Below are 26,921 nucleotides of genomic sequence, written 5' to 3' on the forward strand. Positions count from 1 at the left end.
TTTGTTTTTTTATTTTCTAGATTTTAAAAGATCACCAGCAAGGTCTTCCCATTTATATAACTGGAATGTTTTGTCGTCCGACATGGCCACAAAGAGTCCTTTTGTGAAAGTACTATTGAGGGGCAGACTAGTGACCTCGGAGCCATCGCTTGAGACGGTGGATGTTTTGATGATGGTGATCAGGTCGTGTTGGTGAGGATTGGTTGGTGCGCCCTCTCTCGGGAAAACATGGAATTGGTTGACCTCCTGATCGGATACAAGAATATATCCGGTGGCATCATCCAATTTATAGATAGAGATTCCCTCATGGTCTTGGGTAAAACCTTCGGTCGCAAAAAGTGCCAATTCGTCATTTCCTTTTGCCGGGTCAGCATAATATTTCCTGACACCTACTCCTTCATCTGAATAATAGATGAAGCCTAATTCATTGTCCACTGCAATAGCTTCGATTTCTTTTTTGCCACTGTAGTTTCCAAATTTTCGGACTAGATCCAATGTGATTCCTGTCTCCGAACCTTTGATTTCATATTGCCATAAATAGGTACCGTCTGTAGGTCCTGTTTTTCTCCCCGCGATGACATAATGTTTTCCATTTGACTTATCATGATAAACCGCCACGCCCATCAGGTCACGGTACATTTCTCCTGTCTCTCCTTCATAGATTTCAATTCCACCGACTTGGATTTCTTTCATATCGGGCAAAGAATAAAATCTCAATTTTGAAGTCATCCTTTCACCTGTAACCGCAAAATCTACCAATCTATCTCCCATTTTGAGTCCATAGGAAACATCCACATTATTTGGACGCTGAAGCCCTCTTACAATAAGGGAATCAATTTTTTTTCCCGTAAGATCAAAGACAAACAAAGCGCCATCTGCATCTTTGTCAGTTCCTATAATCAGGCTTTTGGAAGGATCGGTCGGGTTGATCCATATGGCGGGATCGTCCGTATCATATATAACTGAATCAGTGACAAATACTGGTTTCACTACTTCAGCGATCGATTCAGAGACCTTTTCAGTATTTTCTGAAGATCTTTGACAGGACGCAACAAATAATGACACAAGCAATGTTAAAACGGTAAATTTTTTCTTCATTTTGCTTTTTTTTCTTGAAGATCAAAATTAGATACAGCCCAAATGCTTGCCTATTTTTTTGTGTTATCAAAAAGGTAACAATCGAAGAAGATACGGTTAATAAAAAATTAATGTGGAATTAAAAAAATCAATTTAAGTAATTGAAAAATTGACAGTTATACTATATTAATTTAAAATTAAGCAAACCAATAAGCTTTATATTAGATAAAATTAAATTAACATTGGGCGTTTTAAAAAACATGTTTAGGTATAAAAAATATTTTTTTTTGGTAAATTCCATGTTTGATGTGACCGGTAGTTGAGTTTATCATGACTGCCATCTTTGTATGCTGATTTTGAATGTGGGAAAAGAATCTGCGCCTACAACTTATGTTGGTAGGTAAAAGGAAAGAATAGAAAATGTCTTTGCCTTAAGTGGATTCTATCAGCATAGTAAAAAATTAATGAAGCACTTGGTTTAAAAAACATAGCCAAATAGTGACTAATTGGCTATGTTTTGATAAAAAAATGGTTACAACTTATTCGCTTCTTTCAGGTTTTCTTTTGCCAATTCAAAATCTGCCTGCAGTTCCAATGCTTGGTTCAAAGCGGCGATTGCCTCCGGTTTATTTTTCTGGTACATATATACCATACCTTTCAGATTCAAAGCTGCAGCTTTGAGGCTAACTTCCTGATTCGTATTGTCAGCTTTTGGGAATCCTACTTTTTCTTCAGATGATTTGGGCGCTTTGACCAACATGTTGATAGAATTTAATGCCTCATCCTGTCTGTTAAGCGAATACTGCATATAGGCGGTTTTATATAGACTGAAGAGGTTATTTGTAAGCAGGTAATGTCTTTCAAAATTGGGAAGGGCTTTGTCCAAGGCACCTAATTGCTCCAAAGAGTTGGCAGCAACTTCAAGAGCAACGAGGCTTTTATCATTCCTTTCCAAAATATCCAACGCTGATACTGCTGCCGAGGTATTTTGACCTGCCTCAAAATACAGCGAAGTCAAGGTCTCCTGATAGGTGATGTTGGTAGGATTTCTTTCGATCAATTCAAAAAGCTTCATCCGGGCAACCGCCAAGTCGTTGTACCGCAATGCCAATTGGTAAATCTTCCTGTCAAGTTCATTTCTTTTTTGGACCGTTTCTGTTTCTGCCGGTTTATCCTGAGCAAAACCCAAAGTGGCTGATACCATCATCATAGCCACAATTATCATTACTTTATTCATCTTTCTATTGTTAATTCGTTTTTATTCCCTTAGAGGCGGCTAATTTATATAATAAGTCCATAGCTTCTACTTTATTGTTTTGAATTTGTCCATCCAAAATCGCCTCCTTGATTTCCTCTTTAAGTTCGCCCACTACTTTTGAAGGCTTCAGGTCAAACAAAGCCATAATCTCTTCTCCAGAAACGGGTGGCTGAAAGTTGCGGACTTGGTCATTTTCCTCCACTTCCTTCATCTTTTGCTCTACATGGTCAAAGTTGGCCAAAAACCGCTGAACCTTATTGTTGTTTTTTGAAGTAATGTCTGCACGACAAAGCTTCATCAAATCCTCAATGTCATTTCCGGCATCAAAAAGCAACCTGCGGACAGCTGATTCTGTAACTTTCTCTGAAACCAATGAAATCGGCCTTAGGTGCAATCTCACGAGCTTTTGGACATATTTCATCCGATCATCCATCGGGAGCTTCATCCTGCGGAAAATTCCCGGAACCATCCTTGAACCTTTGTCCTCGTGGCCATGAAATGTCCATCCGACTTTTTCATTGAACCGCTTGGTGGCCGGTTTCGCTATATCATGCATGATCGCTGCCCACCTCAGCCAAAGGTCATCTGACACATGAGATAGGTTATCCAAAACCTGCAGCGTGTGGTAAAAATTGTCTTTATGTGATTTATCGCCTACCGAATCAACGCCCTGCAGCTCCACCATTTCGGGGAAAATCTCTTGGAGGAGTTTACTTACAAAAAGTAGTTTGAACCCATAGGATGGCTTTTCAGTAAGGATGATTTTATTGAGTTCGTCTATAATACGCTCTGCTGATACAATCTGAATCCTATGTGCATCATGTACGATGGCGAGAAATGTATCGGGTTCGATGTCAAATTTCAGTTGGGTTGCAAAACGGATCGCCCTCATCATCCTCAGGGGATCATCAGAAAAGGTGATAATCGGATCGGTGGGAGTTCGGATTGTTTTTCTTTTGATATCTCCCAAGCCATCAAAAGGATCAATCAATTCCCCAAAATTATGGGAATTGACAGATATCGCCATGGCATTGATGGTAAAGTCCCGACGCTCCTGATCTTCCTGAAGGGTGCCATCCTCTACGATGGGTTTTCTTGAATCGTGACTGTAGGATTCCCTCCTCGCACCTACAAATTCAACTTCCCAATCTTCCAAACGGATATTTGCTGTACCAAAATTCTTGAAAACTGACAACGGAACATGCTGTTCAAAACTGTCGGCCACTGCCTTTGCCAAAACGATACCACTCCCCACACAAACAAAATCAATGTCTTTGCTGGGTCTTTTCAAAATGAGGTCACGGACATAGCCTCCGACGACATAGGTTTCAAATCCAAGTTCATCGGCAATCTTCCCTACCCTGCTGAAAATTTCTAACTGGTCTAAATCGGATTTAAAATTCATGCTCTAATTATTTTGACGTCCCCTTCAGGGCTCAAAAACATTTCTTTGGTACCAGCACTCAAAAGCGGAAAAAATTCCTCAGTCACCATTTCAGATTCTTTGGATTTGGTAAATTGAAGGATCAAGGGTTGGGAAAATGCAAATAATAGCTTGTTCCAAAATTCTTTCCTGATTACCGAAAACCTGACCTTGCCATCAATGATTGGCCCATTTTTCAGAATTCTGTTGACCGGAGTATGGTATATCGTCGGCTTGGTGGCATACTCAATGATGTCCAATGACACCTCCGAAAACTGCTCTGCGACATTTCTGATCTGAAATACATCAAAAAATAAAAAAATGCCCTCCTGATCGTCTTTTGCAGCATCCCAATGCTGAGAGGCAACCAACTCCAAAACGGTTCCATGACCGTCCTTGATTCGGATTCTTCCCTTTTCCTTGAGGATATTGACTGCATCTTTGATTTCCATTCCGATTCTTTTGTTTCAAAAATAAGAGAGAATATTGGAAGGAAGGTAATCTTGATCGAAAGATTGTAAATTTCGTAGCCCTTGCGAGGCCGGGATATAAAAAAACAACCAAAATCCTATTCGCCTCTTTTATTTATTTTTCCAGAGTTATTAATTTTTGATTTTCCAAAAAACTGAATCAAAGCCAATTATTAGCTAAATTAAGATTTGAAATAACCAATTTAATTCTTCACAATCGCTTATCTCAATTTCTACTTTTCAAAGCCCGATGTCAAAATTTGAAACACAAATTGAAAAAATCAGTGAATGGATTGAAAAAACCAAGTTTGAGGACATTCCATTGCACGTCATTGAAATTGCAAAATTCCAGACATTGGATATAATCTCAGCCATATGCGCAGGATATAGATCCCCAATGGGTCAAAAAGTCTATTTAAAACTGAAAAAGCAAAATATTAAAGGTGAGGTAATGATCTTGCCAACAGGTGAATTCTGGACTGTCCAAAATGCAGCTTATTATCATGCAGCAATGATCAATGCCCTGGAAATGGACAATTTCTCTTTTCTTGGCCACTTGAGCCAATCCTCCATTGGTGCGGCTTGGTCATTATCATTTAAAAATAACCTGAGTGGAAAAGATTTCCTTCTAAGTTCCATTATCGCTCAGGAAGTTTCCGGAAGATTAGGTGCTTACCTCTCCTCCGGTCCGCTTCAGGGCCATATGCGGTCATTTATTCATAGAATTGCCGCAGCCGTAGTGGTTACAAAAATTCATGGCTGCCCGGCCCCAATTATTGCCAATGCAATCGCCATTTCATTATCCGGCCCGGAATTTTACATGATTCCCAGTTCCTTCTCTGCGGACACCAAAGTCACGAGTACCTCGAGCCCAACCGTGGAAGGAATCAACTCAGGGTATTTGGCAATGGAGGGTGCCACCGGGCCCTTGGATCTTTTGGAACATCCTGCAGGATTTGTGGCGATGTTCAGCTATTTGAACTACGTACCTGATTTTTGGAAAAGGATTGGTACAACATGGGTAATGGAAAGTATATCTTTTAAATATTACGCATCATGTGCTTATGCCCAAGGCCCAGTAAATGCGGCGATGACTATCAGAAATCAATTATCGGAATGGAATACTGAAAAAATCAAAAACATTAAAGTAAAATCGCCCATTCTGAGCTTGGTAATGGAGAATTTTTCAATGCCGCATTACAATTCCGGACTCAATCAGGTAAACATAAATTTCAGCACCAAAAAAAGCCTTGCCCTTGCCATATTATTTGGAGAGCCAAACGGTGACTTTTTCAGTGAACAGGATCAAGATCAAAGATATAGGGAGATCGAGGCGCTGACCCAAAAAATCAGTCTTCACCATGACTGGAAGCTGAGTATTGATATGATAATGGGTTTTGACAAATCAATAAATAACCCTGGCTACCCAGGAGTTTTTGGAATGTCAGATTCCCAGAAAGCCTTAAAACGAACACAAAAAGTATATCAGAATAGATCCTTGTTTGAATGGGGTGATTTGATCCAATTTCTCAGCTTACCAAAGGGCTATTTAAGATATCTCGGTATAAGATATCTGAACAGTTTCTCCGGAAAATATTTTAAAAAAGATAAGAAATCCCATGAAATGGACCTTTCAAAAATGGAATTCCATATTGGTTCTGAAATTACCATAACATTTAATGATGGAAGCCAAATAAAGAGCCATTGCGGCATTCCAAAAGGCTTTGCCGGTGATCCCGGTAAAATAGAGGCAGTTTTAGAAAAATATGAAAGAGAGACAGTCCCCATTTTAGGCAAACAAAAATCAGATTCACTGAGGGAAATCATTATGCATATGGAGAAAATGAATTTGAGGGACTCCATGGTTAAAATAATAGAAATCCGCTAAGTGATTCATTCGGCCTATTTTTTTCAAAAATTATATAATTCTTTAGTAAATACTGCAAAATAAAATACTTACATAATCGATTTTTATCGAACAAAAGATACTTTTTATTAGCAGTGATTTCAATTTCATTCTAAATTTAATATAATTATTACAGAGGAACACAAGGCCCTTTCTTAACGGTTGGGTTTGCCTTCCATCATTCCCGCGCGAGTTCCATTTTACTCCAAGTCAATAGTATACCCAAATCAAATATGGTAATCAGGAAAGCTATAGAAAGCGATAACTTGGGTCTATTATCCCTAACAAAATCTTGCCCAATGGATGGTAAGATTAAATTAATGATCGATAGACAGCCGGACTATTTCTCGCTTTTGAGGCTGAAAGGGGATTATTTTTTATTGGTGGCATTGGACAATGACAAAATTGTAGGCGCTATTGCGTACCATATAAAGCAGGTTTACATCAATCACTCTCCTGAAATCACAGGGTACATTTCGGACCTCAAGGTCCTTCCGGAATACAGAAACTCATTGACCACCTACCGCTTGTTAAAGGCCATTGTTGAAATTATTGAACAGCAGAAGATTGAGATAAACTTTATTCTGACAGCCAAGGGGAATGAATTGGTCGCAAAGGTTTTGGAAGGAAGGGCGGGATTGCCTCTTGCCAAAAAGGTCTGTGAGTTTTACGTATTCCAGTTTTTGCCAAAAATTAAACCGGGAAATTCAAAATATTCGATCGTTCCCTTTCAAGAAAAATACAGAAAACCATCCATAGCATTCCTGAACAGCCGCAACAGCAAATTACAATTTGGTACATTGGTAGATCACAAAGAAAAAATAGAAGGAGATCAAGCTTGGATGATATTCCACGATAGTCAAATCATTGGCTTTGTCAGTGTTATTGACATGGAGCCTTACAAACAAAATGTGGTAATGAATATTCCGCTTTCGGTAACCTGGCAACTTAAACTTTACCGATTGTTCTTTCCCTCTTTTCAGCCTCCCAAAATAAATAAACCCATCAGGATGCATCATGTCAAGCATTTGGCTGTGGCAAAAGGAAATATGGATTGCACCATTGCTCTTATTCATCAGGCCAGGCATTATGCCCATCAAAAAGGCATGACTTTTTTGAGTTATGGTCTGGACAAAAAAAATGAGCTCACAAAAAAAATTCAGCCCTTATCCACAGCAAAATTTGAATCTGAAGGCTTTGTCCTTCAACGGCCCAAAATGAAGACTGTAAATATTTCAATGCCCTTTCATGAGAATTTTTACCTAGTGTAATTTCTAAACCAAAAACCGTATGAAAAATCAAGTCCAAATGCCCGAACCTGAAGTGCTGCACAGCGGAATAATCACAGACATTCTTTCCCAGGCCATTACGGGGGAATTGATAGGAATGTCAAACTTTGCTTCATTGGCAGGCACCATTGATGATTACCATGAAAAAATGGAGTCTGTGGAACATGCGAATTGTGAAAGGCAACATGCGGAAGGTTTTATATCTATCTGTGAAAAATATGGGCTTGAACCCACCATCAACTTGGAGGGATATTATTGGAAATCTGTAAGGGAATCCTTTTTGAAATATGCCAGACAGAAGGATTATATAGGCTGTCTTATTATCCAGGAAGTAATGCTGGAGTGCTTTGCGGTAAGCATGTACCATGATGTGGGAAAATCAATTCCCGGTTCTATTGGAGAGCTTTTTCTAGCTATTTCCCGTGAAGAAGAGGAACATATTGAGCATTCAATTGATATCCTCAAGGCTGAAATGGAAAAAGACCCAGAGAGCTTTACCCAAAAAATGAAAGAAATCCATAAAGATTGTATGTATATCCTAGCAGAATGGACCGCAAAAACTGACTTGAAAGGACATTGTGGGGTATGCAAAGGAGATTGTATGAAGAATTCACTGAATCAAATTGACCTCGACATCACTAGTTTGAGAGGAAATGCGATGAATCTTTACTTGAGAACCTTAGATAGAATCGGTCTTCCCTCCCAAAAAACTATTGAATGGATAATCAACCTCCCCAATTGAAATTTGCTGTTATTGGGCATCAAGACAACTGGAAAAAAATCATCGGCTTTGTCAACAGCATCAGAAAATCCGAAGGAAATTCAAATCTTTCCCTTGAATCAATCAGGGAAATCTACCATTACTTTCCTCCTTCCAAGCTCTTTGATATTGAAATCAACTCCAATTCCGGGAAAATAGAAGGATACTATATCGAATCTTTCATGCCTCCCGACGGATTGGGAGTTGGTAAAATTTGGGATAACCTGGGCAAAACAAAGGCAGCTTGCGAAAAAGCAGCTGTCCTTGGGGCTGACATTGTTGCGTTGGGAGGATTTACCTCAATTGTATTGGAATCGGGCACAGAAAAATTCACTGCCATTAACAATACCAAATTCACAACCGGAAATACCCTGACAGCAGCAATCATAACAGATAGCATCCAAAAAGCAGCTTTACGTTGGGGACCCTCATTAAAGGAATCAAATCTCCTTTTCATTGGCTCAACAGGAGATATTGGATCTGCCTGTGTAAGGTACTTTGCCGGAAAAGTAAAAAAGTTGCTTCTCAATGCACGGCAATCGGGGCCGCTGACTTCCCAAGAATTTGAATTAAAAAAACAGGGATTTGATTGCGAAAGTGATACTGATGTCCGCACCATCCTGCCAAAGGCTGATTATATTATCTGTGTGGCAAGTTCAGTTCTTCCCACTAATTATGGGAATTTATTAAAGAAAGATGCTATCATCTGTGATGCCGGATACCCCAAAAATCTCAGTTTGGATGATATAAATTCAACCCAAAAAATCTATGCCGGTGGCATGTGCTTGGTAGAAAATGGGTATCGATTTTACCCAGATCATTTTCAAAAAAACATCTATGAGTTTCCTTTGCCCAATATTTCACATGGTTGTACAATGGAATCGGTGGTATTGGCACTTGAAGTCAAGGCGGTTTCATTTTCCCAAGGCAGGGGAAATATTACGGTAGAAAATATGGATTATATACTTAAGGCAGCGAAAAAACATGGAATCGTAACTGCACCATTTTTTAATTCTTCGGGACTATTAAATTAATAAATCATGGACAAGAAAACTTCAGGACAAGTTCAGATCAACAACTTGATTTTTACTAACAACTGGGAAGACCCATTGGTAGATGAAAAAGTCATGCAAATCGAAAAAGGTGATAATGTATTTGCCATCACCTCAGGGAGTTGTAACGCCTTGGGCTTTCTCAGGTTTGAACCGGCAAATGTTTACTGTGTGGACATCAATCCTACCCAGAACTATTTGATGGAATTGAAACAAGCCGCTTTTAGAAGGCTTGAATATGAAGAAATGATGGCGTTTTTTGGAGTATTCCCATCGAAAAAAAGAATGGAATATTATCACATATTGAAAAAAGACTTATCTGAAAATGCGCTTCAATTTTGGGATGGACAATCCTCAATAATCTGTAAAGGTATTTTAATGAATGGGAGGTTTGAAAAATTTATAAAAATGGCAGGACGCACCATCCGAATCATCCAAGGTCAGAAAAAAACCAAGAATTTTTTTGAATTAAATGATTTAGAAAAACAAAGTGATTTTTACTTTAACCATTGGAACAACAGATTTTGGAAATGGATTTTCGCCCTATTGTTCAACAAGAAAAGATTGGCCAAAAAAGGGTTGATTGCCGACTACTTTCATTTTGACGATGGGAGTAGTTCATTTTCAGAGAGTTTCCAGAAAAGGGCTGCACATGCCTTTTGCGATATCCCTGCCAAAGAAAATTACTTTCTCCGCCTGTATCTGTTGGGAAATTATGATATAAAAGAAACCCTGCCTCCCTACCTTCAGCAAGAGAATTTTTCTACGATCAAATCTAGGGTAGATCGAATCAAAACGGTAACCGAAGACAGTAAATATTGGCTTGAAAAACAACCTGATGATTTCTTTGATGCCTTGGCACTATCTAATATTTGTGAGCTTATGGATGAAAAAGATACTGAAAAACTGTTTTCTGAGGTTTTGAGAACATCAAAAAATAATGCAAAAATTGTCTTTCGTAACCTTATGATTCCTAGGGAAGTACCGGCCAATCTTCAACCCAACATCATCAAAGATGTGGAGCTAAGCAGGCATATCCAATATTTAGATAGGTCATTTGTTTATGGAAAAGTTGCAGCCTATACGGTATCAAAACCGTAGGTTTCTAGTCCATAGAGCATGAAAATTGAGGTTCATATTTTAGGAGTTGAGAAAAATTATTTAGCTAAAAATAAAATCAACCGCCGACTCTGCATGAAGCTGCGTCGTGGAAATCAAAGGGAAATCAGTTTCCACCTGTTTGATCAGTAGCGGCAATTCGGTACAACCCATGATCATCCCTTCGGCTCCTTTTTCTTTCAAAAGTTTCATTTGTTCCAAATAGAAAGCTTTGGCTTCATTGGTAAATTTTCCAAGTGTGAGCTCCTTGGAGACGTAATAATGCGATTGGTCCAAGTAGGCAGCATCAGGAATATTGGTGTCAATGTCAAAATAGGATTTGAGGTACTTGGGAATGAAATCACCCGTCATCGTCGGTTTGTTTCCTAACAGTCCGAGGGTTTTCAACCCTTGTTTTTGGGCACTTTTTCCGATGGCATCAGCAATATGGAGAATAGGGATATTGATTTTTGGTTGGACGAAATCATATACCATGTGGGGGGTATTGGCACAAATGATAATCCCCTCTGCTCCGCCTGATTCAAGTTTTTTAGCAATTTCCAAGTAAGTTTTGTTGATCAAGTCTTTGTCCTGTTCCCGCATCAGTTGGATGTTTTGACTGTAGATCAGAAGGGGTGGATTTTGGTCATGACCCATGCGTTCGCCGGCAAGTTCATTGATCAATTTGTAGTATTCTATTGTGGAGTGCCATGATGTCCCTCCAATCAATCCTAGTAGTTTCATGATGGGAAAGTAAGTTTTTTGTCGGGATGGCTTTGTGAGGAAAGGTACAGTTGGAATTAATTCTCTCGTAAAGACGCTGAGGCGCAAAAATTGAAAAGAGCAATTTTGTTATCCTGCTTCTCCAGAAGCTGGATTTATAATTTCTCGCAAAGACGCTGAGTCGCAAAAAAAATTCAAGAGAAAAAAACTCATTCCATCCTGCTTCTGCAAATGGATCCGTTATCCAGCTTCTCCAGAAGCTGGATTTAATTCTTTCGCAAAGACGCAGAGGAAAAGGAAAAAAAATTCAAGAGAAAAAAACTCATTCCATCCTGCTTCTGCAAATGGATCCGCTATCCAGCTTCTCCAGAAGCTGGATTTAATTCTTTCGCAAAGACGCAGAGGAAAAGGAAAAAAAGAGGAGAATTAAAAATGCTGAATGAAAAATGTTTGGGAGGCACTATCATCGGCGGGGGATATAATCCTGAACGGGTCAAATAATAATAACCCCGAGTTACTCCCGAGCTATCGGGAGCAACTCGGGGCTAGAAACGAAAACCGAGATTCTGCTTTTTGGCCGAAACAATGGAAATTATGAATTAAGATCTCCGCCAAAAACAGGGATGTTCAAAATCCTTTGCGCCCCATTGCGAAACCTTCCATTCCTTGCATTAAAAAAAGTGCCTCACGCCGAGGCGCAAAAAATGAAAAGAGAAAAAAGCTAACGCTATCCTGCTTCTCTAGAAGCTGGATTTAATTCTCTCGCAAAAGACGATGAGGCGCAAAAAAAAATCCTCCAAAAACCTATCCAAAAACCACCTCATTTATTTTTTACTTTCGCCATCTCACCTCCAAATCAAATTTTTCTCCTACCTTTGAATCCCATAAGAATCCAAACAATATTCTCCATCCTACCCTTCTTATGGGCTCAACCACCAAATATATCTTTATCACCGGAGGCGTCACCTCCTCTCTCGGGAAAGGCATCATAGCCGCTTCTTTAGCCAAACTGTTGCAGGCTAGAGGCTTTAGCGCCACCATCCAAAAATTCGATCCTTACCTGAACATCGATCCGGGAACACTCAATCCATATGAACACGGAGAATGTTACGTCACCGAAGACGGTGCTGAAACTGATCTAGATTTGGGGCATTATGAGAGGTTTCTCAACACACCGACTTCCCAAGCCAACAACATCACGACAGGAAGGATCTATAACAATGTCATCACAAAGGAGCGAAAGGGAGAATATTTGGGAAAAACTGTTCAAGTAATTCCCCATATCACGGATGAGATCAAAAGGAATTTTTTCAAACTTGGCGAGGATGGAAAATATGATGTCGTCATCACCGAAATCGGTGGCTGTGTGGGTGACATCGAATCGCTCCCCTTTATCGAAGCAGTAAGACAAGCGAAGTGGGATATTGGTTCAAACAACATTTTGGTGGTGCATTTGACCCTTATTCCCTTTTTGGCAGCTGCCAAGGAATTGAAGACAAAACCCACCCAGCATTCCGTAAAGCAACTTTTGGAAGCTGGTATTCAACCAGATATTTTGGTCTGCAGGACCGAATATCACCTTCCTTTGGAAGTGAAAAAGAAATTGGCGCTGTTTTGCAATGTGCAACTGAACTGTGTCATTGAAGCCATGGATGCTGAGACCATCTATGATGTTCCTTTATTGATGAAAAAGGAAAAACTCGATGAAAGGGTCATGAGCAAATTGAAGCTGACTTCTAGGGTCAATACAGACTTGGAACAATGGAAGGACTTTTTGGGTAGGCTCAAAAACCCAACCAATGAAGTCAATATCGGTCTGATCGGCAAGTACGTTTCTCTTCCTGATGCATACAAATCAATCATTGAATCCTTTGTACACGCCGGTGCAGCATGCGAATGCAAGGTAAACCTGAGGTTGATTTCATCAGAAGAATTGCTTCCGGAAAACGTCGCCAAAAAACTGGAACACCTTGACGGTGTCCTTGTGGCTCCAGGATTTGGTGAAAGAGGGCTTGAAGGAAAGATAGAAACTGTTAAATTTGCCCGCGAAAACAATTTGCCCTTCTTCGGAATTTGTCTAGGAATGCAGGTAGCGGTAATCGAATTTGCCAGAAATGTGCTTGGACTCAAAGGAGCGAACAGTACCGAAATGGACCCAAATACCCCACATCCGGTTATTGATCTGATGGCTGATCAAAAAAATATTGAGATGAAAGGAGGCACCATGAGGTTGGGTTCTTATCCTTGCGAACTCAGAAAGGGTAGCAAAGCGGCACAGGCTTACGGCAAATCCAAAATCAAAGAAAGACACAGACACAGGTATGAATTCAATAACAAGTACCTGAAACAAATAGAGGAAAAAGGAATGATTCCTTCAGGGATCAATCCGGATAGTCAGTTGGTAGAAATTATTGAGCTTAAAAACCATCCATGGTTTGTAGGTACACAATTCCACCCTGAGTATAAAAGTACTGTTATGAATCCTCACCCTTTATTTGTGAAATTTGTAACAGCGACAATTGATAACAAAAAATCAAATATTTGAATCCCAGCCAATATTAAGTGATAGGTAACAAAAGGTAAAGAGGGGTTTCTCCTTGTCACTTTCTGTTACCTTTACTTTTCAAATGGCATTTTAAGTAATAATATGGACAAAAATCAAGCGGCAGGCTTAATCTTATTTGCAGCAGTATTGCTGATTTATTCGGTTTTCTTTGCTACCACTCCCGAACCACTACCGGAAGAATCTAATCCTGTGACACAGACAATCCCTCAGGAAACCACGGATGTCGACACCATTACCCAAGAGATAATCGAGCCTGATAGTATTCAAGACCTTATTGCTCAGCGTCAGTTTGGGATTTTTGCTGCCATGACCAAAGGAACTGAGGAAGAAGTGGTATTGGAAAATGACGTGATGGCAGTTACTTTTTCTACCAAAGGCGCCGAAATCACCAAAGTCGAACTGAAGGAATTCAAAACCTGGGACCAGAGACCTCTGATTTTGCTAGACAGTGAAACTTCAGACCTGAGTTACTCAATCCAGACCGATAAAGGATCTTTAAGCTTAAACGACTTCTACTTCAGCCCTTCGGCTTCAACTGTGGATGTAAAAGGGACTCCTTCCTCAATTCTAACTTTTATTGCAAAATCAGGAAATGGGGCAATCACAAGGACTTATTCCCTTACGGAAGGTTCTTATGTTTTGGACAAATCACTTGAGTTTTCCGGACTCTCCAATAGTTTGAAAGACACTACTGTTCAGATCAATTGGGATAACAGACTAATCAGACAGGAGCAGGATATTGAAGAATCCAGAAGAAAAACCAACATCAACTTCTTTACACTTGAAGGCAGCCATGATTACCTCAGCGCAACCTCGGATGAGGCGGATGATGAAGTAACGGAACCTTTGAAATGGGTTAGTTTTAGCCAAAGGTTTTTCACCAGCGGGATCATTGCGGGGGATAATTTCCGATCCGGCAAGATGAATCAGCAGACTCCGAAAGACACCTTATCCATCAAAAATGTTCAGGTTGGTTTGGTTCTTCCTTTGGTAGACAACAAAGCTGACCTGAGTTATTATTTTGGTCCAAACAGGTATAATACCCTGAAAAAGATCACTCTAGGGTTTGAAAACAATGTTGATATGGGCTATTTCTTTGTCAGCTGGGTAAACAAGTACATCATTGTCAACCTTTTTCAATTCCTTGAAAAATACTTCTCCAATTACGGGATTATCATCATACTCATCGTCTTGATCATCAAGATTGCCCTGACACCATTGACCTACAAGTCATATATCGGCATGGCAAAAATGAGGGTAATCAAACCTGAAATCGATGAGCTAAAAGCAAAATATCCTGACGATCCTACCAAGATGCAGCAAGAGCAGATGAAGCTCTTTGGGCAGTTGGGCGTGAGTCCGATATCAGGATGTCTTCCTTTGGTATTCCAGATGCCATTTCTTTTTGCGATGTTCTTTTTCTTTCCAAATGCGATCGAACTCAGACAAGAATCATTCCTTTGGGCACATGATCTGTCCACTTATGATTCCATCCTGAGGTTGCCGTTTACGATACCTTTCTATGGTTCACACGTGAGTTTGTTCACCATATTGATGACAGTGTCGCAGATAGCTTATACCCACTTCAATAACCAACTGACTGCACAGACCGGTCCGATGAAAAATCTGGGTTACATCATGCCTGTGGTATTTATGTTTGTGTTGAATTCCTTCCCTGCGGCATTAAGTTTTTATTATTTTGTCTCCAACATGGTAACTTTCGGACAACAGGCATTGATCAAATTGTTTGTGGATGATGCGAAAATCAGAGAAAAAATAGAGCAGAACAAAGTGAAAAATGTCGACAAGAAAAAGTCAAAATTTCAGCAAAAGCTTGAAGATGCCATGAAAGCGGCGGACGCCAATAAGAAAAGTAAATAACAAATGAGGCCTGAAAAGGCCTTTTTTGTTTTTTCCTCTTGGTCGTTAAACCTCAGACTATTAACATTATCAGCCAAGGACTGTGGATAACAATTCGTTTCAGGCAAAAATTTAAATGATATATTTGTAAGTAGCGCATTAAAATTATTCTCGCAACCATGATCAAACTGACCTATTTTGGACATTCGTCCTATCTTGTAGAAATCAACGATACCAAAATTCTTTTTGACCCATTTATCAGCCCCAATTCCAAAGCTGCAAAAATAGATGTCGCTTCTATCAAAGCTGACTATGTATTGCTCAGTCACGGACATGAAGACCATGTCGCAGATGCTGAATCCATCACCAAGGCCAACAACGCTGTCCTGGTTTCCAATTATGAGATTGCTGTTTGGTTTGCCCAAAAAGGAGTAGAAAAGTACCATCCCATGAATATCGGAGGCAGTAAGGTCTTCGATTTTGGTAAGGTAAAATATGTGAATGCCATCCACAGCAGCACTTTGCCGGATGGCTCTTCCGGTGGCAATCCCGGCGGATTTGTAATCAAGCATGCTAATGGATGCTTTTACTATGCGGGTGATACGGCCCTTACTTACGACATGAAGCTGATCAGTGAGGAATTTAAAATTGATTTTGCCATCTTGCCCATCGGAGATAATTTCACCATGGATATCCATGATGCCATCAAAGCCGCAGAATTTGTCGGAACAAATAAGATTGTTGGGATGCATTACGACACCTTCCCTTACATTGAAATAGATTTGGACGCTGCAAAAAAAGCAGTTTCCGAGGCAGGAAAAGAATTGATTTTGCTTAATATTGGTGACAGTATTACCCTCTGAAATATATATGGGAAAAGTTATCGCAATTGCTAACCAAAAAGGAGGCGTAGGAAAAACCACTACCGCCATGAACCTGGCAGCAAGTCTCGCAGTTTTGGAATTTAAAACATTGGTCATTGATGCGGATCCGCAGGCCAATACGACCTCAGGCCTTGGCCACGATCCAAAAGAAATAGACACAAGTATATATGAATGCATGGTGGATGGGATCGATATCCACACCATCATCCTCAAAACAGAAATAGAAAACCTCGAACTCGTTCCTTCCCACATTGACCTAGTGGGTGCAGAGGTAGAGATGATCAATCTCGAAAACAGGGAAGAGAAAATGAAATCTGTGATCCACCTTGTCAAAGATAAATATGACTTTGTGATCATCGATTGTTCTCCCTCATTGGGATTGATTACCATCAATGCCCTTACGGCTGCCAATTCGGTAATTATTCCTGTTCAATGCGAATACTTCGCCCTTGAAGGCTTGGGCAAATTACTAAACACCATCAAAATCATTCAGACGAGACTGAATCCGGATCTGGAAATCGAAGGAATCCTTCTGACCATGTACGACGTCAGGCTGAGACTTTCCAACCAGGTCGTAGAGGAAGTAAGGATGCATTTCAAAAATCTGGTTTTTGACACCATCATCCCAAGAAACGTCCGTCTGAGTGAATCTCCAAGTTTCGGTCTCCCTGTGATTGCCTTTGATGCAGAAGGAAAAGGAGCCGTTGCTTACCTCAACCTTGCCCACGAAATCGCAGTTAAAAACGGCAAGGAGAAAGTTAACTGATCGAACACATACTATGACTGATAAAAAACCTACACCAAAGAAAAGCGCGCTAGGAAAAGGATTGGGAGCTTTGCTGCAGGATTCTCCTCAAAAAAACAAAAGTGATGCACTTATCCCAACTTATCCGACTGCAGGGATTTTTGAGATCTCCCTAGGCGAAATCCAGGTCAATCCATTTCAGCCAAGGACTCACTTTGACAAAGATGCCCTTCAGGAACTTGCGGATTCCATTTTGACCCAAGGCATCATACAGCCGATTACTGTAAGAAAACTGGATGAAAACGAATACCAGCTCATCTCGGGCGAAAGGAGATTTCAGGCTTCTAAAATTGTCGGACTGAAAAAAATTCCAGCCTATATCAGGACAGCCAATGACCAGCAAATGCTGGAAATGGCTTTGATCGAGAATATCCAGAGGGAAAATCTTAACTCATTGGAAATCGCACATTCCTACCAAAGACTCTTGGCAGAATGTAACCTGAAGCAGGAAGAACTCGGTGAGCGTGTCGGCAAAAACAGAACCACGGTAAATAATTACTTGCGATTACTCAAATTACCCCCTGACATACAGGCCGGATTGAGAGACAACAAAATCTCCATGGGTCATGCGAGGGCATTGATCAATGTGGAAAGTATCGACAAGCAACTAGCCATCTTCAAAAAAGCCATTCTGGAAGAACTCAGTGTCCGTCAGGTAGAAGCTTTGGTGAAATCCATCAATGGTGAGCGGGAAGAAAAGGAAAACAAAAAGGAATCACCTTTGGACCCGGTCAGAAAATACGAGATCAATAAACTCCAACAAAGACTTGCAAGTCATTTTGGTACCAAAGTGAATCTTAAATCGGATGCCAAAAACAAAGGAGAAATCAAAATTCCTTTCCATTCTTCCGAAGACCTAAACAGAATCCTTGAAATATTGGAGATCATTTGAGTCTTGGAAAAGAATATTATAAAACGGCAATTGAGTAAAAATAACAAAGCAATGATGAGCGTTTTCATCATTGCTGTTTTTGTTTTACTGCCCCTTTGTGAAATAAATGCCCAAACAATGATCACCGGATCAGATACTCTCAAGGTTGATTATACTGATCCCGCAATCAAAAACCCTAAAAAAGCAACCATTCTATCAGCCATCGTGCCAGGTGCAGGACAGATATATAATGGCAAGCCATGGAAAGTCCCGATCATTTATGCAGGCTTTGCGGCGAATATTTATTTCATTGAATTCAATGACAGAAGGTATAAAATCTTCAGGGATGCTCTATTTGCCTATGATGAGCCTGGAGGTCCCACTGATCCGAACAGAGCGTTTCCCAGTCTCAACCGTGACGGATTGGTCCGCAATGTAAATTATTGGAGAAGGAACCGGGATTTGAATTACTTCTTGTTTATTGGTATTTATGCACTCAATATTATCGATGCCAATGTGGATGCACATTTATCTGCTTTTGACGTCAGTGACGACCTTACTTTCAGGTTTGAACCTAGTTATGAATCCCTGAGTGCGGGAGGTGGAAATATTATAGGCCTATCATTAAAAATTAACTTTTATTAAAAATGAATATTCTTCTCTTAGGTTATGGTAAAATGGGGAAAATCATCGGTGACATCGCTGAGTCCCGTGGACACCATATTGTAGGAAAAATAAATATTGAAAACCGACAGGATTTGGATTTGATGGACCTGTCACAAATAGACGTGGCCATAGAATTCAGCACGCCGGAATCTGCTGTAGAAAATATCAACTGGGCCATCGAACGTGGCATTCCTGTCGTCTCAGGCACTACAGGCTGGTTGGACAGTAAACCCATGGTCGAGCAATTGACTAGGCATTACAATACCGCATTCTTTTATGCATCCAATTTTAGTATCGGTGTCAATATTTTCTTCAAAGTCAACCGGTTTTTGGCTTCTCTGATGAAAGACCAGCCTGAATATAAAGTCAGCATGGAAGAGATCCACCATACTGAAAAAAAGGATGCCCCTAGTGGCACGGCTATCACCCTTGCCGAAGGCGTAATCCAAGAAATACCACGGATCAATAATTGGACACTTGACTCCGGATTGGTCGAAAATGAACAAGTTTTACCGATCATATCCAAGCGTATCGACCCAGCTCCCGGAACCCATATCGTGAGGTATCAGTCTGATATAGATGATATTAAAATCACGCATACAGCACACAGCCGCAAAGGTTTTGCGCTTGGTGCGGTTTTGGTAGCTGAATGGATAAAAAATAAAAAAGGTGTATTATCAATGGACGAATTCCTATCTTTCTGAAATTTTAAACTATAATGACTGAAGTAAAAAAGAAAAAATCTGCTGCACGCGAATGGGCAGATGCACTGGTCTTTGCAGTAATTGCTGCGAGCTTAATCCGTTGGCTTCTACTTGAGCCATTTACTATTCCCACTGCCTCTATGGAGAAATCCCTGCTCGTCGGAGATTTTCTTTTTGTAAGCAAAATGCATTACGGAACAAGGATTCCAAGAACACCCCTCCAAGTTCCTTTGACCCATCAAAAAATCTGGGGAACAGATGCCAAATCTTACTCTGATGCGATTCAATTACCCTACTACAGACTTCCAGGATTTTCAGATGTAGAAAGAAATGATGTGGTCGTATTTAACTACCCTTCTGAATTTGAATATCCTATAGACCTCAAAACCAATTACATCAAAAGGGCTGTCGCAGTACCTGGAGATATTCTTGAGATCAGAAAAACTCAGATTTATGTAAATGGAGAGCTTGGGTTCAATCCTGAAGAAATGCAATTTTCTTATGATGTGATGTCAGACAGAAACCTTACTCCAGAGTTTTTTGATGGGTATGGGATCAATCAGGACAGTTTTATGCCTTTTTCAAATGGCTCAGGATATATGGTCATGGCTACTGCCTCCTCTAAGGAGAGATTGGAAAGCTCCCCTGCTGTTGGTTCGATTACGATGAGACAGGACCGTGAGGATTTTGGAGATCCTAGAATTTTCCCTGATGGTGCCTATTTCGGTTGGAACAAGGACAACTGGGGACCATTGGAAATCCCGGGAGAAGGATGGACTATCGAACTGACAAAAGACAATATTGCCAAATATGCCTTCACGATTGAGAAATTTGAAGGCCATGAAGATGTCAAAATTCAGGACAACGAATTGTATATCGATGGACAGAAGGTTACTTCCTATACTTTCAAACAGAATTATTACTTCATGATGGGTGACAACAGACACGATTCACTCGATTCAAGGTATTGGGGATTTGTACCCGAAGACCATATTGTAGGCAAAGCCTGGTTCTTATGGCTTTCCCTTGATAAGCATAAGTCAATGTTCAATAAGATACGTTGGAGCAGGTTCCTTAACGGAATCGACTAAAGAAAAAGGCCGGGAATCTCTTCCCGGCTTTTTTGTTTTCCAATTTGCCACAAAAATAGATTATGATAATTTTTTCCTGATTGCGCCAACGTCCGCTTTTTTTACAACTTCATTATTGACCACCACCACAGGGGCGGATTTACAAAAATCCATACATTTGGTTTTGATGATCTTATATTTTCCTTTGTGGTCTTCTGACTTTATTAAGTCCCTAATCTCATTTTGAAGTTTTTTACAACCTTCTCCTTTACAGTCTGATCCATTACAAATAAAAATAAACTTACGGTAGGTGGCCATTGTGCCGCTTTTGGTTGGGTCACAAAGTTATCGGATTTTCATTTGAAAAGACTTATTCACCAAAACAAATGGATTCTTTAATCAGCAATATAAAAAGCAACAAAATTCAACCATGTATCCACTGCATCATCAGACCGCTCAGATATGCACCGTAGGTACCGAGTGCATATCCCAAAACAGCCATCAAAACCCCTACGGGTGCCAAGGATGGATTGAAAGCGGAAGCAACAATAGGTGCTGATGCTGCGCCTCCAATATTGGCTTGGGAGCCAACAGCCACATAAAAGAATGGCGCTTTGATCAAGAAAGCCACAATTAGCATAATGATGATATGAAAGAGTATCCAGATAATCCCGATCAAAAACAAAACGGGATTGTCAAATATCGCCATCAGATCCATCTGCATTCCTATAGTCGCAACGAGGATATATAACAAAACGGATCCAAGTCTGGATGCGCCTGCACCTTCGAGTTCCCTAGCCTTGGTAAATGACAACATCAAACCTCCTGTCGTGGCGATGACCACGATCCAAAAGAAGGTAGAATCCAGCGAATACTGACTCAACTGAGGATAATTTTCACCTATATAGGGAGCAACCATATCCGCTACCCAATGAGAAAAACCCGTCACTGCAAAGCCAATTCCTAATATCAGCATGGTATCTGAGAGCGTCGGAATCTTCAATATGCCTTCCCGGTACTTTTCTACTTTCAATTGAAGTTCCAAAATTGCAGAACTATCCGCCTTGAAAATCTTATCGATTTTTCCGGGCTTGGCTGCCCAAAATAGCAAAACCGCCATCCAAAGATTCGCAACCAAAACATCCACAGCAATCATCTGACTGAAGAGCGATGGACTAGCCCCAAAAACCTCAAGCATCGCAGTCTGATTGGCACCTCCACCTATCCAACTCCCGGCAATCGTAGACAGACCCCTCCAAACCTCATCAGGTCCGACACCATTCAATATTTCTGGATAGATACTAGATACTACCAATAATGCGAAAGGCCCACCCAAAACAATCCCAATTGTCCCTGCCACAAACATCATCAAGGCCTTAGGTCCTAATTTTATAATTCCTTTGAAATCAATACTCAATGTCAGCAGTACCAAAGAGGCGGGAAGCATATACCTTGAGGATACTTTATAAAGCCCGGAGGATTCACCAGAAATTATCCCGAAAGAATTGAGAAGAGCTGGGATAAAGTAGCATAAAAGGACGGATGGGACTATTCTATAAAACTTAACCCAAAAAGGTGATTTGCTAGATGATGTTGAAAACACCAAAGCGAGGACGGTCATCAATAACCCAAACACAACGGCATCATTACTGATCAGGGGACTGCTTTCTTGCATGCTATAGAATCGTTAGTCGTACAACAATACCACAAATAGGATAAACTTCAAAACTTAGAATTTTCCCACAGGTAGGTAAATTCTCCCAACATCATGGCTGTGGCACCCCATACTACTTCATTCTCAATATCAAAAAAAGGAGCTTGAAAACTAACCCCTGAGCTCCCTCTTACTTGGGTATGCTTTCTGATTTCTTTGTCGATCAGCAATGGAAAAGGACAACTGATGATCCGCTCCACTTCTGTAGCGTCAGGTCTGAAATCAGGCTTTTCACTGACAAAACCAATGAAAGGTGAAACCAAAAAATTACTTGGAGGAATATAAACATCACTTAATTTTCCCAAGACAGTGACTTTTTCTGCATAAACCCCGATTTCCTCCTCCGCTTCCCTCAAAGCAGTGACACTTAGATCTGCGTCCTCAGGTTCCCACTTTCCGCCGGGAAATGAAATCTGACCTCCATGAACGCCGGGATATTCGGGTCTTTTGATAAAAGGCACAAAACTACTGTTGGAATCAGGATAGAAAAGCATCAAAACAGCCCCTTTTCTATGGTCATCCCGGACAGAAAATCTCTTTTCATCCACAGGCTGAGGCAACATGGTAAGATGTCCAAGCCTTCCCGGTAATGGATCTTGCAATAGTTTTTCTAATTTTTTAACAACCTTAATTAACTCCATTTGAAAAATTGATGTTGGGGAGTTTTTTAATCAGATATCCCGTCTTCGGATATTTTGCGGAGTAAAGTGAATGCTTAAAGGTTAAATATTTCTGTTCATCGGGAATGATAATCCATATTTTGGGTGTGATTCCCCCTTCTTCTTCAAAAAATCCTGCCACCATCAAGTGATCCGGACTGATCCATATCGCTTCTTCAAACCCTCCTGAAGGCCCCATAAACATCAACCTTTCCCGCATGCCATTGGATTTGAAATAAATCACTTCAGAATCAGGGTTAAAAGAAACTTTGGCTTCCTCCGGCATGACCACTTTATAGCTGTAGATATCAACAACACCATGTCCATCGGGATTAGGAATAAGGTAATTAAACAGCGGATGGTCTTGTTGAATGAAATTTTCCTCAGGCCACTCCAAAGATTCATAGGGAATTTCACCTGTCAATTTAAATCCGGCTATATCAAAAGTCGGTTCTTGGGATTTCCAATATATGGTCCATGTATCCAGTTGTTGAAGGCCTGAAGCTAATAATTGGTTGTATTCTTCTTCTTGGGAAATTGAGGTTTTAATTTCGGTTTCTTCTTTTTTTTCTTTTTGGAAAGAACAAGAACCCAAGAAAACTAAACATACAAACAAAAATTTAGTAGAAGATAATCTGGCTATTGAGGACATCTTTGGCTGTGTAAAGAATACGAATGAAATATAAAAACCCCAAAAATCAAAAAAGGTCAGAACATTGTCCCAACCTTTTTTATCTCTCAAACCTATTAAACCTATTGTAGATATTCAATGAATGAATAGCATGCTCGAAAGGTAAATAATGTTTTTTTATTGTCCAAACAATCGATTGCGAAAATTATATTTTGTGAGTTTCAAAATCTTAAACACCTCTTTTTTGAGACTCTTTTTAGGGTTTAAAACCGCTAGTACAACTCATCCAAATACTAAAAAACAACTTTATCCTGCAAAAATATTTATACTTTTTCGATGGGAAGTTTTATAAGTTCGAAAAAACTGAGTGAAAAAAAAATCTCATTACAATTAAAAAAAACTGAATTATATTTTTTCTTGGTATAATTTATTGACCTTGAACGCTGATAAAACCATTTTTATGAAGGAGCCATTGATCGACCAAACAGCCAAGATACTCCTTAATAGTTTTGATTCCTATATCAGGGAATTCAATGAATTGACTGACAGGACTCCGGCCTTTTTTAAAACAAAAGACTGGAATGCAATGCAGCAAAATCACCGCAAAAGACTCCGGCTGTATAAAGACCAGGTCAAGGCCACTCTTGAAATTCTTAAGGAAATATTAGTGGAAAATTCCAAAAATTTTGATTTTTGGAATTCCCTCAAGGCCTACTATTCCAAGCTCATTGCTGAAAAAAAAGACAAGGAGTTGGCTGAAACGTTTTTCAACTCAATTATTCGAAAATCATACTTCGGTCTTGCCATCAATGAAGATTTGATGTTTGTACATGAGGGTTATAATTCCTGCGTCATCTATCCGAATAAAAATCTTTTCTATACTTATCCTTCGGACTGGGGTTTGAGAAAAATAATTGTCAGAATCATGGAAGATTTTGATTTTGAGGTTCCTTATCTAAACAAAGAAGAGGACATTGAATTTCTGATCAAATCGATCAATGAAGTGATTTTGACCAGGTATATTCCAACAGCTGACAGTACCACGCAGGTATTAAAATCTGTGTTCTACAGAAACAAAGGTGCTTATGTCATCGGGAGAATCAAGATCGGAGGAAAATGGATGCCCTTCATTATTCCTTTTCTCAATGGCCCAAAGGGAGTCTTTGCCGATACTATGATCTTTGATCCCAATCTGATGTCTGGTATGTTTAGCTTTACAAGGTCCTATTTTATGGTCAAAGTCGGCATTCCGTCTCAATTGATTTCATTCCTCAATGCAGTGATTCCAAGCAAAAAAATCCATGAGCTTTACAACGCAATTGGGTTTAACAAACACGGAAAAACTGAATTTTACCGAGACTTTCTCAACCACCTCAGTCAGAGTAATGACAAATTCGTCCTTGCTGAGGGCGTCAAAGGAATGGTGATGACCGTTTTTACACTTCCCTCCTTCAATGTCGTATTCAAGATGATCAAGGATTATTTTGACCCTCCCAAGACCATGACACGTCAGGAAGTCCGTGAAAAATACAAAATGGTGGGCCTGCACGACAGGGTAGGAAGAATGGCCGATACACATGAATTCGAAGAATTTCATTTGCCTTTGGAGAGAATTGACCCACTACTTATTGAGGAACTCAAAAACACCGTCAATTCCCTTTTGGAAATCACTGAGGACGAGCTCATCCTCAAGCATGTCTACATCGAAAGAAGAATGATTCCTCTCAATATTTATCTTGAATCCTGCTCCACCGAAGATGCCAAATATGCAGTGGAAGAATATGGGAATTCTATCCTAGAAATGGCAAAAGCGAATATTTTCGCCGGAGATATGATGACCAAGAACTTTGGCGTCACAAGGCAAAAAAGGGTGATTTTCTATGACTATGATGAAATCGAGTTTTTGACCGACATGAATTTTCGTGAAAAACCAAAGCCTGAAACATTTGAGCAGATCTACGCCTCTTCACCTTGGTATGACATTGCCCAAAACGATGTATTTCCACAGGATTTCAAACACTTCATGATCGGCAGACCGGATGTCAAAAATCATTTTTTCGATTTTCACAATGAACTTTTTAATCCCGAACACTGGAAAATGATCCAAGAAAAAATCAATTCAGGCGCTGGAATCCATGCTTTTTCCTATCCACAAAAAATCCGTTTCCGCCCCAGGGAGGAAATCTGAATTAAGACTTGGATAGTCTCAACCCACATAAAACCATTCAATTCCCCTAAGCAAAATCAACTTATTAGCTGATTGCTGTCAGGGATTTTTGTTAGGGGTATAAGTAATTTATCGAGTCAATAAATAAAAAAGCCATGAAAACGCTATTCGCGATTATTCTATTGATTCACGGACTAATCCACCTTCTTGGTTTTTTGAAGGCATTTCTCTTGGCTGAATTAAACGAATTCACTAACCCTGTTTCCAAGCCAATGGGACTGCTTTGGTTATTGGCGGCCTTGGTTTTGTTGTTTTCCGCAGTTATGATATTCTTCAAAAATCCTCTTTGGTGGTTTTTTGCAATTATCGGTGTCCTGATTTCCCAAGTCCTGATCATAGTTTTTTGGAAGGACGCTCTTTATGGCACCATTCCAAATATTCTAATCCTGATTATTTCTATGGTTGGCTATGGCCAATACGACTTTGATAAAAAAATCAAGGAGGAGATAACCTACACATTGGGAAAAGTCCCCGCAAAAATTTCTGATCCTATTACCCCAAAGGATATTTCTTCCCTTCCAGAACCTGTCCAAAAATGGTTATTAGCAACAGGAATGATGGGAAAAGAGCCAATCCTAACCGTATTCATGAAGCAAAAATACCAACTCAAATTAAAGCCAGAGCAGAAAGATTGGTACACGTCTTCTGCTGAGCAATATTCGACCGTGGACCCACCTTCTTTTGTCTGGAGCGCGGAGATCAAAATGATGCCGGTTATCAGCGCCTTTGGAAGAGATAAATTTATTGAAGGTGAAGGGGAAATGGTTTTCAACTTATTATCAATAATTCCTGTCGCCAACGACGGCCCCAATCCTCAGATCAACGAGGCAGCCTTGCAACGATTTTTGGGCGAGATTGTATGGTATCCTTCCGCAGCACTGAGCGATTATATTACTTGGAAAGATCTTGGCAGACAAACAGCAAAAGCCACCATGACTTTAGGCGGACTTTCAGGTTCAGGAATTTTTACATTTGACGAAGATGGATTCGTCCGCAATTTTACGGCTTTGAGGTTTCAAGGAAGCGGTCCGGAGGCAAAAAAGGTTGAGTGGATTGTAAATGTCATTGAGACAAAAGAGTATGAAGGAATAAAAGTTCCTGCCAAAGGTAATGTAACATGGAGATTGGAAACGGGGGATTGGACATGGGCAAAGTTTGAAATATTGGAATGCAATTACAATCATCTTAAAGAGCAGATTTTCTGATGG

The 26,921-nt window shown here is 40.0% G+C and carries 24 protein-coding genes; 15 read left to right on the forward strand and 9 right to left on the reverse strand.

What is annotated here, in order from left to right:
- Positions 1 to 9: 9 nt before the first annotated feature.
- The 4 genes from M3O96_RS15830 to M3O96_RS15845 all read right to left on the reverse strand — a co-directional run bounded on the left by M3O96_RS15830 (position 10) and on the right by M3O96_RS15845 (position 4,210).
- Positions 10 to 1,098, reverse strand: coding sequence for a phytase (locus tag M3O96_RS15830; protein ID WP_249722169.1), 1,089 nt, complete (start codon positions 1,096 to 1,098; stop codon positions 10 to 12).
- A 511-nt stretch (positions 1,099 to 1,609) separates the two neighbouring features.
- Complete coding sequence (locus tag M3O96_RS15835; RefSeq protein WP_249722170.1) at positions 1,610 to 2,314, reverse strand: tetratricopeptide repeat protein; 705 nt, start codon at positions 2,312 to 2,314, stop codon at positions 1,610 to 1,612.
- 10 nt (positions 2,315 to 2,324) lie between these two features.
- Positions 2,325 to 3,740: a CCA tRNA nucleotidyltransferase gene (locus M3O96_RS15840; RefSeq protein WP_249722172.1), complete on the reverse strand. Its 1,416-nt coding sequence runs from the start codon at positions 3,738 to 3,740 to the stop codon at positions 2,325 to 2,327.
- Positions 3,737 to 4,210 (reverse strand): hypothetical protein, encoded by a 474-nt coding sequence (locus tag M3O96_RS15845; RefSeq protein ID WP_249722173.1) that lies wholly within the window; start codon positions 4,208 to 4,210, stop codon positions 3,737 to 3,739. The genes M3O96_RS15840 and M3O96_RS15845 overlap by 4 nt, the downstream gene beginning before the upstream one ends.
- A gap of 268 nt (positions 4,211 to 4,478) precedes the next feature.
- On the opposite strand from M3O96_RS15845, the gene M3O96_RS15850 reads away from it, so the two are divergent.
- The 5 genes from M3O96_RS15850 to M3O96_RS15870 all read left to right on the forward strand — a co-directional run bounded on the left by M3O96_RS15850 (position 4,479) and on the right by M3O96_RS15870 (position 10,336).
- Positions 4,479 to 6,116: an MmgE/PrpD family protein gene (locus tag M3O96_RS15850; protein WP_249722174.1), complete on the forward strand. Its 1,638-nt coding sequence runs from the start codon at positions 4,479 to 4,481 to the stop codon at positions 6,114 to 6,116.
- A gap of 317 nt (positions 6,117 to 6,433) precedes the next feature.
- The gene (locus tag M3O96_RS15855) at positions 6,434 to 7,405 is read left to right on the forward strand and encodes a GNAT family N-acetyltransferase (RefSeq protein ID WP_249722176.1); all 972 of its coding nucleotides are present in this window, start codon (positions 6,434 to 6,436) and stop codon (positions 7,403 to 7,405) included.
- 19 nt (positions 7,406 to 7,424) lie between these two features.
- Positions 7,425 to 8,165 carry a long-chain fatty aldehyde decarbonylase gene (locus M3O96_RS15860; protein WP_249722178.1) on the forward strand — a complete coding sequence of 247 codons (741 nt, stop codon included), beginning with the start codon at positions 7,425 to 7,427 and terminating at the stop codon, positions 8,163 to 8,165.
- Positions 8,141 to 9,217: a hypothetical protein gene (locus M3O96_RS15865; RefSeq protein WP_249722180.1), complete on the forward strand. Its 1,077-nt coding sequence runs from the start codon at positions 8,141 to 8,143 to the stop codon at positions 9,215 to 9,217. Before M3O96_RS15860 ends, M3O96_RS15865 begins: the two co-directional genes overlap by 25 nt.
- A 6-nt stretch (positions 9,218 to 9,223) precedes the next feature.
- Entirely contained in the window at positions 9,224 to 10,336 is a 1,113-nt protein-coding gene (locus M3O96_RS15870; RefSeq protein ID WP_249722182.1) for a DUF3419 family protein, read from the forward strand.
- A gap of 60 nt (positions 10,337 to 10,396) precedes the next feature.
- Here the strand turns inward: M3O96_RS15870 and M3O96_RS15875 are convergent, their stop codons facing one another.
- Positions 10,397 to 11,077, reverse strand: coding sequence for an aspartate/glutamate racemase family protein (locus M3O96_RS15875; protein ID WP_249722183.1), 681 nt, complete (start codon positions 11,075 to 11,077; stop codon positions 10,397 to 10,399).
- 901 nt (positions 11,078 to 11,978) lie between these two features.
- Here M3O96_RS15875 and pyrG point away from each other — a divergent pair.
- The 8 genes from pyrG to lepB all read left to right on the forward strand — a co-directional run bounded on the left by pyrG (position 11,979) and on the right by lepB (position 20,503).
- Positions 11,979 to 13,601, forward strand: a complete 1,623-nt coding sequence (pyrG, locus tag M3O96_RS15880; protein ID WP_249722184.1) for a CTP synthase — start codon at positions 11,979 to 11,981, stop codon at positions 13,599 to 13,601.
- 102 nt (positions 13,602 to 13,703) lie between these two features.
- The gene (gene yidC, locus M3O96_RS15885; protein ID WP_249722185.1) at positions 13,704 to 15,503 is read left to right on the forward strand and encodes a membrane protein insertase YidC; all 1,800 of its coding nucleotides are present in this window, start codon (positions 13,704 to 13,706) and stop codon (positions 15,501 to 15,503) included.
- A 158-nt stretch (positions 15,504 to 15,661) separates the two neighbouring features.
- Positions 15,662 to 16,345 carry a metal-dependent hydrolase gene (locus M3O96_RS15890; protein WP_249722186.1) on the forward strand — a complete coding sequence of 228 codons (684 nt, stop codon included), beginning with the start codon at positions 15,662 to 15,664 and terminating at the stop codon, positions 16,343 to 16,345.
- Positions 16,346 to 16,352: 7 nt separating this feature from the next.
- Complete coding sequence (locus M3O96_RS15895; protein ID WP_249722187.1) at positions 16,353 to 17,132, forward strand: ParA family protein; 780 nt, start codon at positions 16,353 to 16,355, stop codon at positions 17,130 to 17,132.
- Between the two features lie 13 nt (positions 17,133 to 17,145).
- Positions 17,146 to 18,063 (forward strand): ParB/RepB/Spo0J family partition protein, encoded by a 918-nt coding sequence (locus tag M3O96_RS15900; protein ID WP_249722189.1) that lies wholly within the window; start codon positions 17,146 to 17,148, stop codon positions 18,061 to 18,063.
- A 51-nt stretch (positions 18,064 to 18,114) separates the two neighbouring features.
- Positions 18,115 to 18,687 carry a DUF5683 domain-containing protein gene (locus M3O96_RS15905; RefSeq protein WP_249722191.1) on the forward strand — a complete coding sequence of 191 codons (573 nt, stop codon included), beginning with the start codon at positions 18,115 to 18,117 and terminating at the stop codon, positions 18,685 to 18,687.
- A 2-nt stretch (positions 18,688 to 18,689) separates the two neighbouring features.
- Positions 18,690 to 19,412: a 4-hydroxy-tetrahydrodipicolinate reductase gene (dapB, locus tag M3O96_RS15910; RefSeq protein ID WP_249722194.1), complete on the forward strand. Its 723-nt coding sequence runs from the start codon at positions 18,690 to 18,692 to the stop codon at positions 19,410 to 19,412.
- 14 nt (positions 19,413 to 19,426) lie between these two features.
- Complete coding sequence (gene lepB, locus M3O96_RS15915; RefSeq protein ID WP_249722197.1) at positions 19,427 to 20,503, forward strand: signal peptidase I; 1,077 nt, start codon at positions 19,427 to 19,429, stop codon at positions 20,501 to 20,503.
- A gap of 60 nt (positions 20,504 to 20,563) precedes the next feature.
- On the opposite strand, the gene M3O96_RS15920 is transcribed toward lepB, so the two are convergent.
- The 4 genes from M3O96_RS15920 to M3O96_RS15935 form a co-directional block, all read right to left on the reverse strand.
- On the reverse strand, positions 20,564 to 20,800 hold the full coding sequence (locus tag M3O96_RS15920) for a (2Fe-2S) ferredoxin domain-containing protein (RefSeq protein ID WP_249722201.1): 237 nt from the start codon (positions 20,798 to 20,800) through the stop codon (positions 20,564 to 20,566).
- Positions 20,801 to 20,906: 106 nt separating this feature from the next.
- Positions 20,907 to 22,157, reverse strand: coding sequence for a DUF819 family protein (locus M3O96_RS15925; protein WP_249722202.1), 1,251 nt, complete (start codon positions 22,155 to 22,157; stop codon positions 20,907 to 20,909).
- 47 nt (positions 22,158 to 22,204) lie between these two features.
- A complete protein-coding gene (locus M3O96_RS15930) occupies positions 22,205 to 22,837 on the reverse strand; it encodes an NUDIX hydrolase (protein WP_249722205.1) in 633 nt (210 codons plus the stop codon).
- The gene (locus M3O96_RS15935; RefSeq protein WP_249722206.1) at positions 22,824 to 23,507 is read right to left on the reverse strand and encodes a bifunctional isocitrate dehydrogenase kinase/phosphatase; all 684 of its coding nucleotides are present in this window, start codon (positions 23,505 to 23,507) and stop codon (positions 22,824 to 22,826) included. Before M3O96_RS15935 ends, M3O96_RS15930 begins: the two co-directional genes overlap by 14 nt.
- 439 nt (positions 23,508 to 23,946) lie before the next feature.
- On the opposite strand from M3O96_RS15935, the gene aceK reads away from it, so the two are divergent.
- Complete coding sequence (gene aceK, locus M3O96_RS15940; RefSeq protein ID WP_249722209.1) at positions 23,947 to 25,674, forward strand: bifunctional isocitrate dehydrogenase kinase/phosphatase; 1,728 nt, start codon at positions 23,947 to 23,949, stop codon at positions 25,672 to 25,674.
- 134 nt (positions 25,675 to 25,808) lie between these two features.
- Complete coding sequence (locus tag M3O96_RS15945) at positions 25,809 to 26,918, forward strand: DUF6544 family protein (protein ID WP_249722211.1); 1,110 nt, start codon at positions 25,809 to 25,811, stop codon at positions 26,916 to 26,918.
- Positions 26,919 to 26,921: the final 3 nt, after the last annotated feature.

Origin of the sequence: Aquiflexum sp. TKW24L (assembly GCF_023502205.1) — a bacterium.
Lineage (GTDB): Bacteria > Bacteroidota > Bacteroidia > Cytophagales > Cyclobacteriaceae > Cognataquiflexum.

What these genes read in the sequence shown, in the direction of transcription:
- M3O96_RS15830 (WP_249722169.1), bottom strand. Translation starts at nt 1,098, where the DNA reads ATGAAGAAAAAATTTACCGTTTTAACATTGCTTGTGTCATTATTTGTT.
- M3O96_RS15835 (WP_249722170.1), bottom strand. Translation starts at nt 2,314, where the DNA reads ATGAATAAAGTAATGATAATTGTGGCTATGATGATGGTATCAGCCACT.
- M3O96_RS15840 (WP_249722172.1), bottom strand. Translation starts at nt 3,740, where the DNA reads ATGAATTTTAAATCCGATTTAGACCAGTTAGAAATTTTCAGCAGGGTA.
- M3O96_RS15845 (WP_249722173.1), bottom strand. Translation starts at nt 4,210, where the DNA reads ATGGAAATCAAAGATGCAGTCAATATCCTCAAGGAAAAGGGAAGAATC.
- M3O96_RS15850 (WP_249722174.1), top strand. Translation starts at nt 4,479, where the DNA reads ATGTCAAAATTTGAAACACAAATTGAAAAAATCAGTGAATGGATTGAA.
- M3O96_RS15855 (WP_249722176.1), top strand. Translation starts at nt 6,434, where the DNA reads ATGGATGGTAAGATTAAATTAATGATCGATAGACAGCCGGACTATTTC.
- M3O96_RS15860 (WP_249722178.1), top strand. Translation starts at nt 7,425, where the DNA reads ATGAAAAATCAAGTCCAAATGCCCGAACCTGAAGTGCTGCACAGCGGA.
- M3O96_RS15865 (WP_249722180.1), top strand. Translation starts at nt 8,141, where the DNA reads ATGGATAATCAACCTCCCCAATTGAAATTTGCTGTTATTGGGCATCAA.
- M3O96_RS15870 (WP_249722182.1), top strand. Translation starts at nt 9,224, where the DNA reads ATGGACAAGAAAACTTCAGGACAAGTTCAGATCAACAACTTGATTTTT.
- M3O96_RS15875 (WP_249722183.1), bottom strand. Translation starts at nt 11,077, where the DNA reads ATGAAACTACTAGGATTGATTGGAGGGACATCATGGCACTCCACAATA.
- pyrG (WP_249722184.1), top strand. Translation starts at nt 11,979, where the DNA reads ATGGGCTCAACCACCAAATATATCTTTATCACCGGAGGCGTCACCTCC.
- yidC (WP_249722185.1), top strand. Translation starts at nt 13,704, where the DNA reads ATGGACAAAAATCAAGCGGCAGGCTTAATCTTATTTGCAGCAGTATTG.
- M3O96_RS15890 (WP_249722186.1), top strand. Translation starts at nt 15,662, where the DNA reads ATGATCAAACTGACCTATTTTGGACATTCGTCCTATCTTGTAGAAATC.
- M3O96_RS15895 (WP_249722187.1), top strand. Translation starts at nt 16,353, where the DNA reads ATGGGAAAAGTTATCGCAATTGCTAACCAAAAAGGAGGCGTAGGAAAA.
- M3O96_RS15900 (WP_249722189.1), top strand. Translation starts at nt 17,146, where the DNA reads ATGACTGATAAAAAACCTACACCAAAGAAAAGCGCGCTAGGAAAAGGA.
- M3O96_RS15905 (WP_249722191.1), top strand. Translation starts at nt 18,115, where the DNA reads ATGATGAGCGTTTTCATCATTGCTGTTTTTGTTTTACTGCCCCTTTGT.
- dapB (WP_249722194.1), top strand. Translation starts at nt 18,690, where the DNA reads ATGAATATTCTTCTCTTAGGTTATGGTAAAATGGGGAAAATCATCGGT.
- lepB (WP_249722197.1), top strand. Translation starts at nt 19,427, where the DNA reads ATGACTGAAGTAAAAAAGAAAAAATCTGCTGCACGCGAATGGGCAGAT.
- M3O96_RS15920 (WP_249722201.1), bottom strand. Translation starts at nt 20,800, where the DNA reads ATGGCCACCTACCGTAAGTTTATTTTTATTTGTAATGGATCAGACTGT.
- M3O96_RS15925 (WP_249722202.1), bottom strand. Translation starts at nt 22,157, where the DNA reads ATGCAAGAAAGCAGTCCCCTGATCAGTAATGATGCCGTTGTGTTTGGG.
- M3O96_RS15930 (WP_249722205.1), bottom strand. Translation starts at nt 22,837, where the DNA reads ATGGAGTTAATTAAGGTTGTTAAAAAATTAGAAAAACTATTGCAAGAT.
- M3O96_RS15935 (WP_249722206.1), bottom strand. Translation starts at nt 23,507, where the DNA reads ATGTCCTCAATAGCCAGATTATCTTCTACTAAATTTTTGTTTGTATGT.
- aceK (WP_249722209.1), top strand. Translation starts at nt 23,947, where the DNA reads ATGAAGGAGCCATTGATCGACCAAACAGCCAAGATACTCCTTAATAGT.
- M3O96_RS15945 (WP_249722211.1), top strand. Translation starts at nt 25,809, where the DNA reads ATGAAAACGCTATTCGCGATTATTCTATTGATTCACGGACTAATCCAC.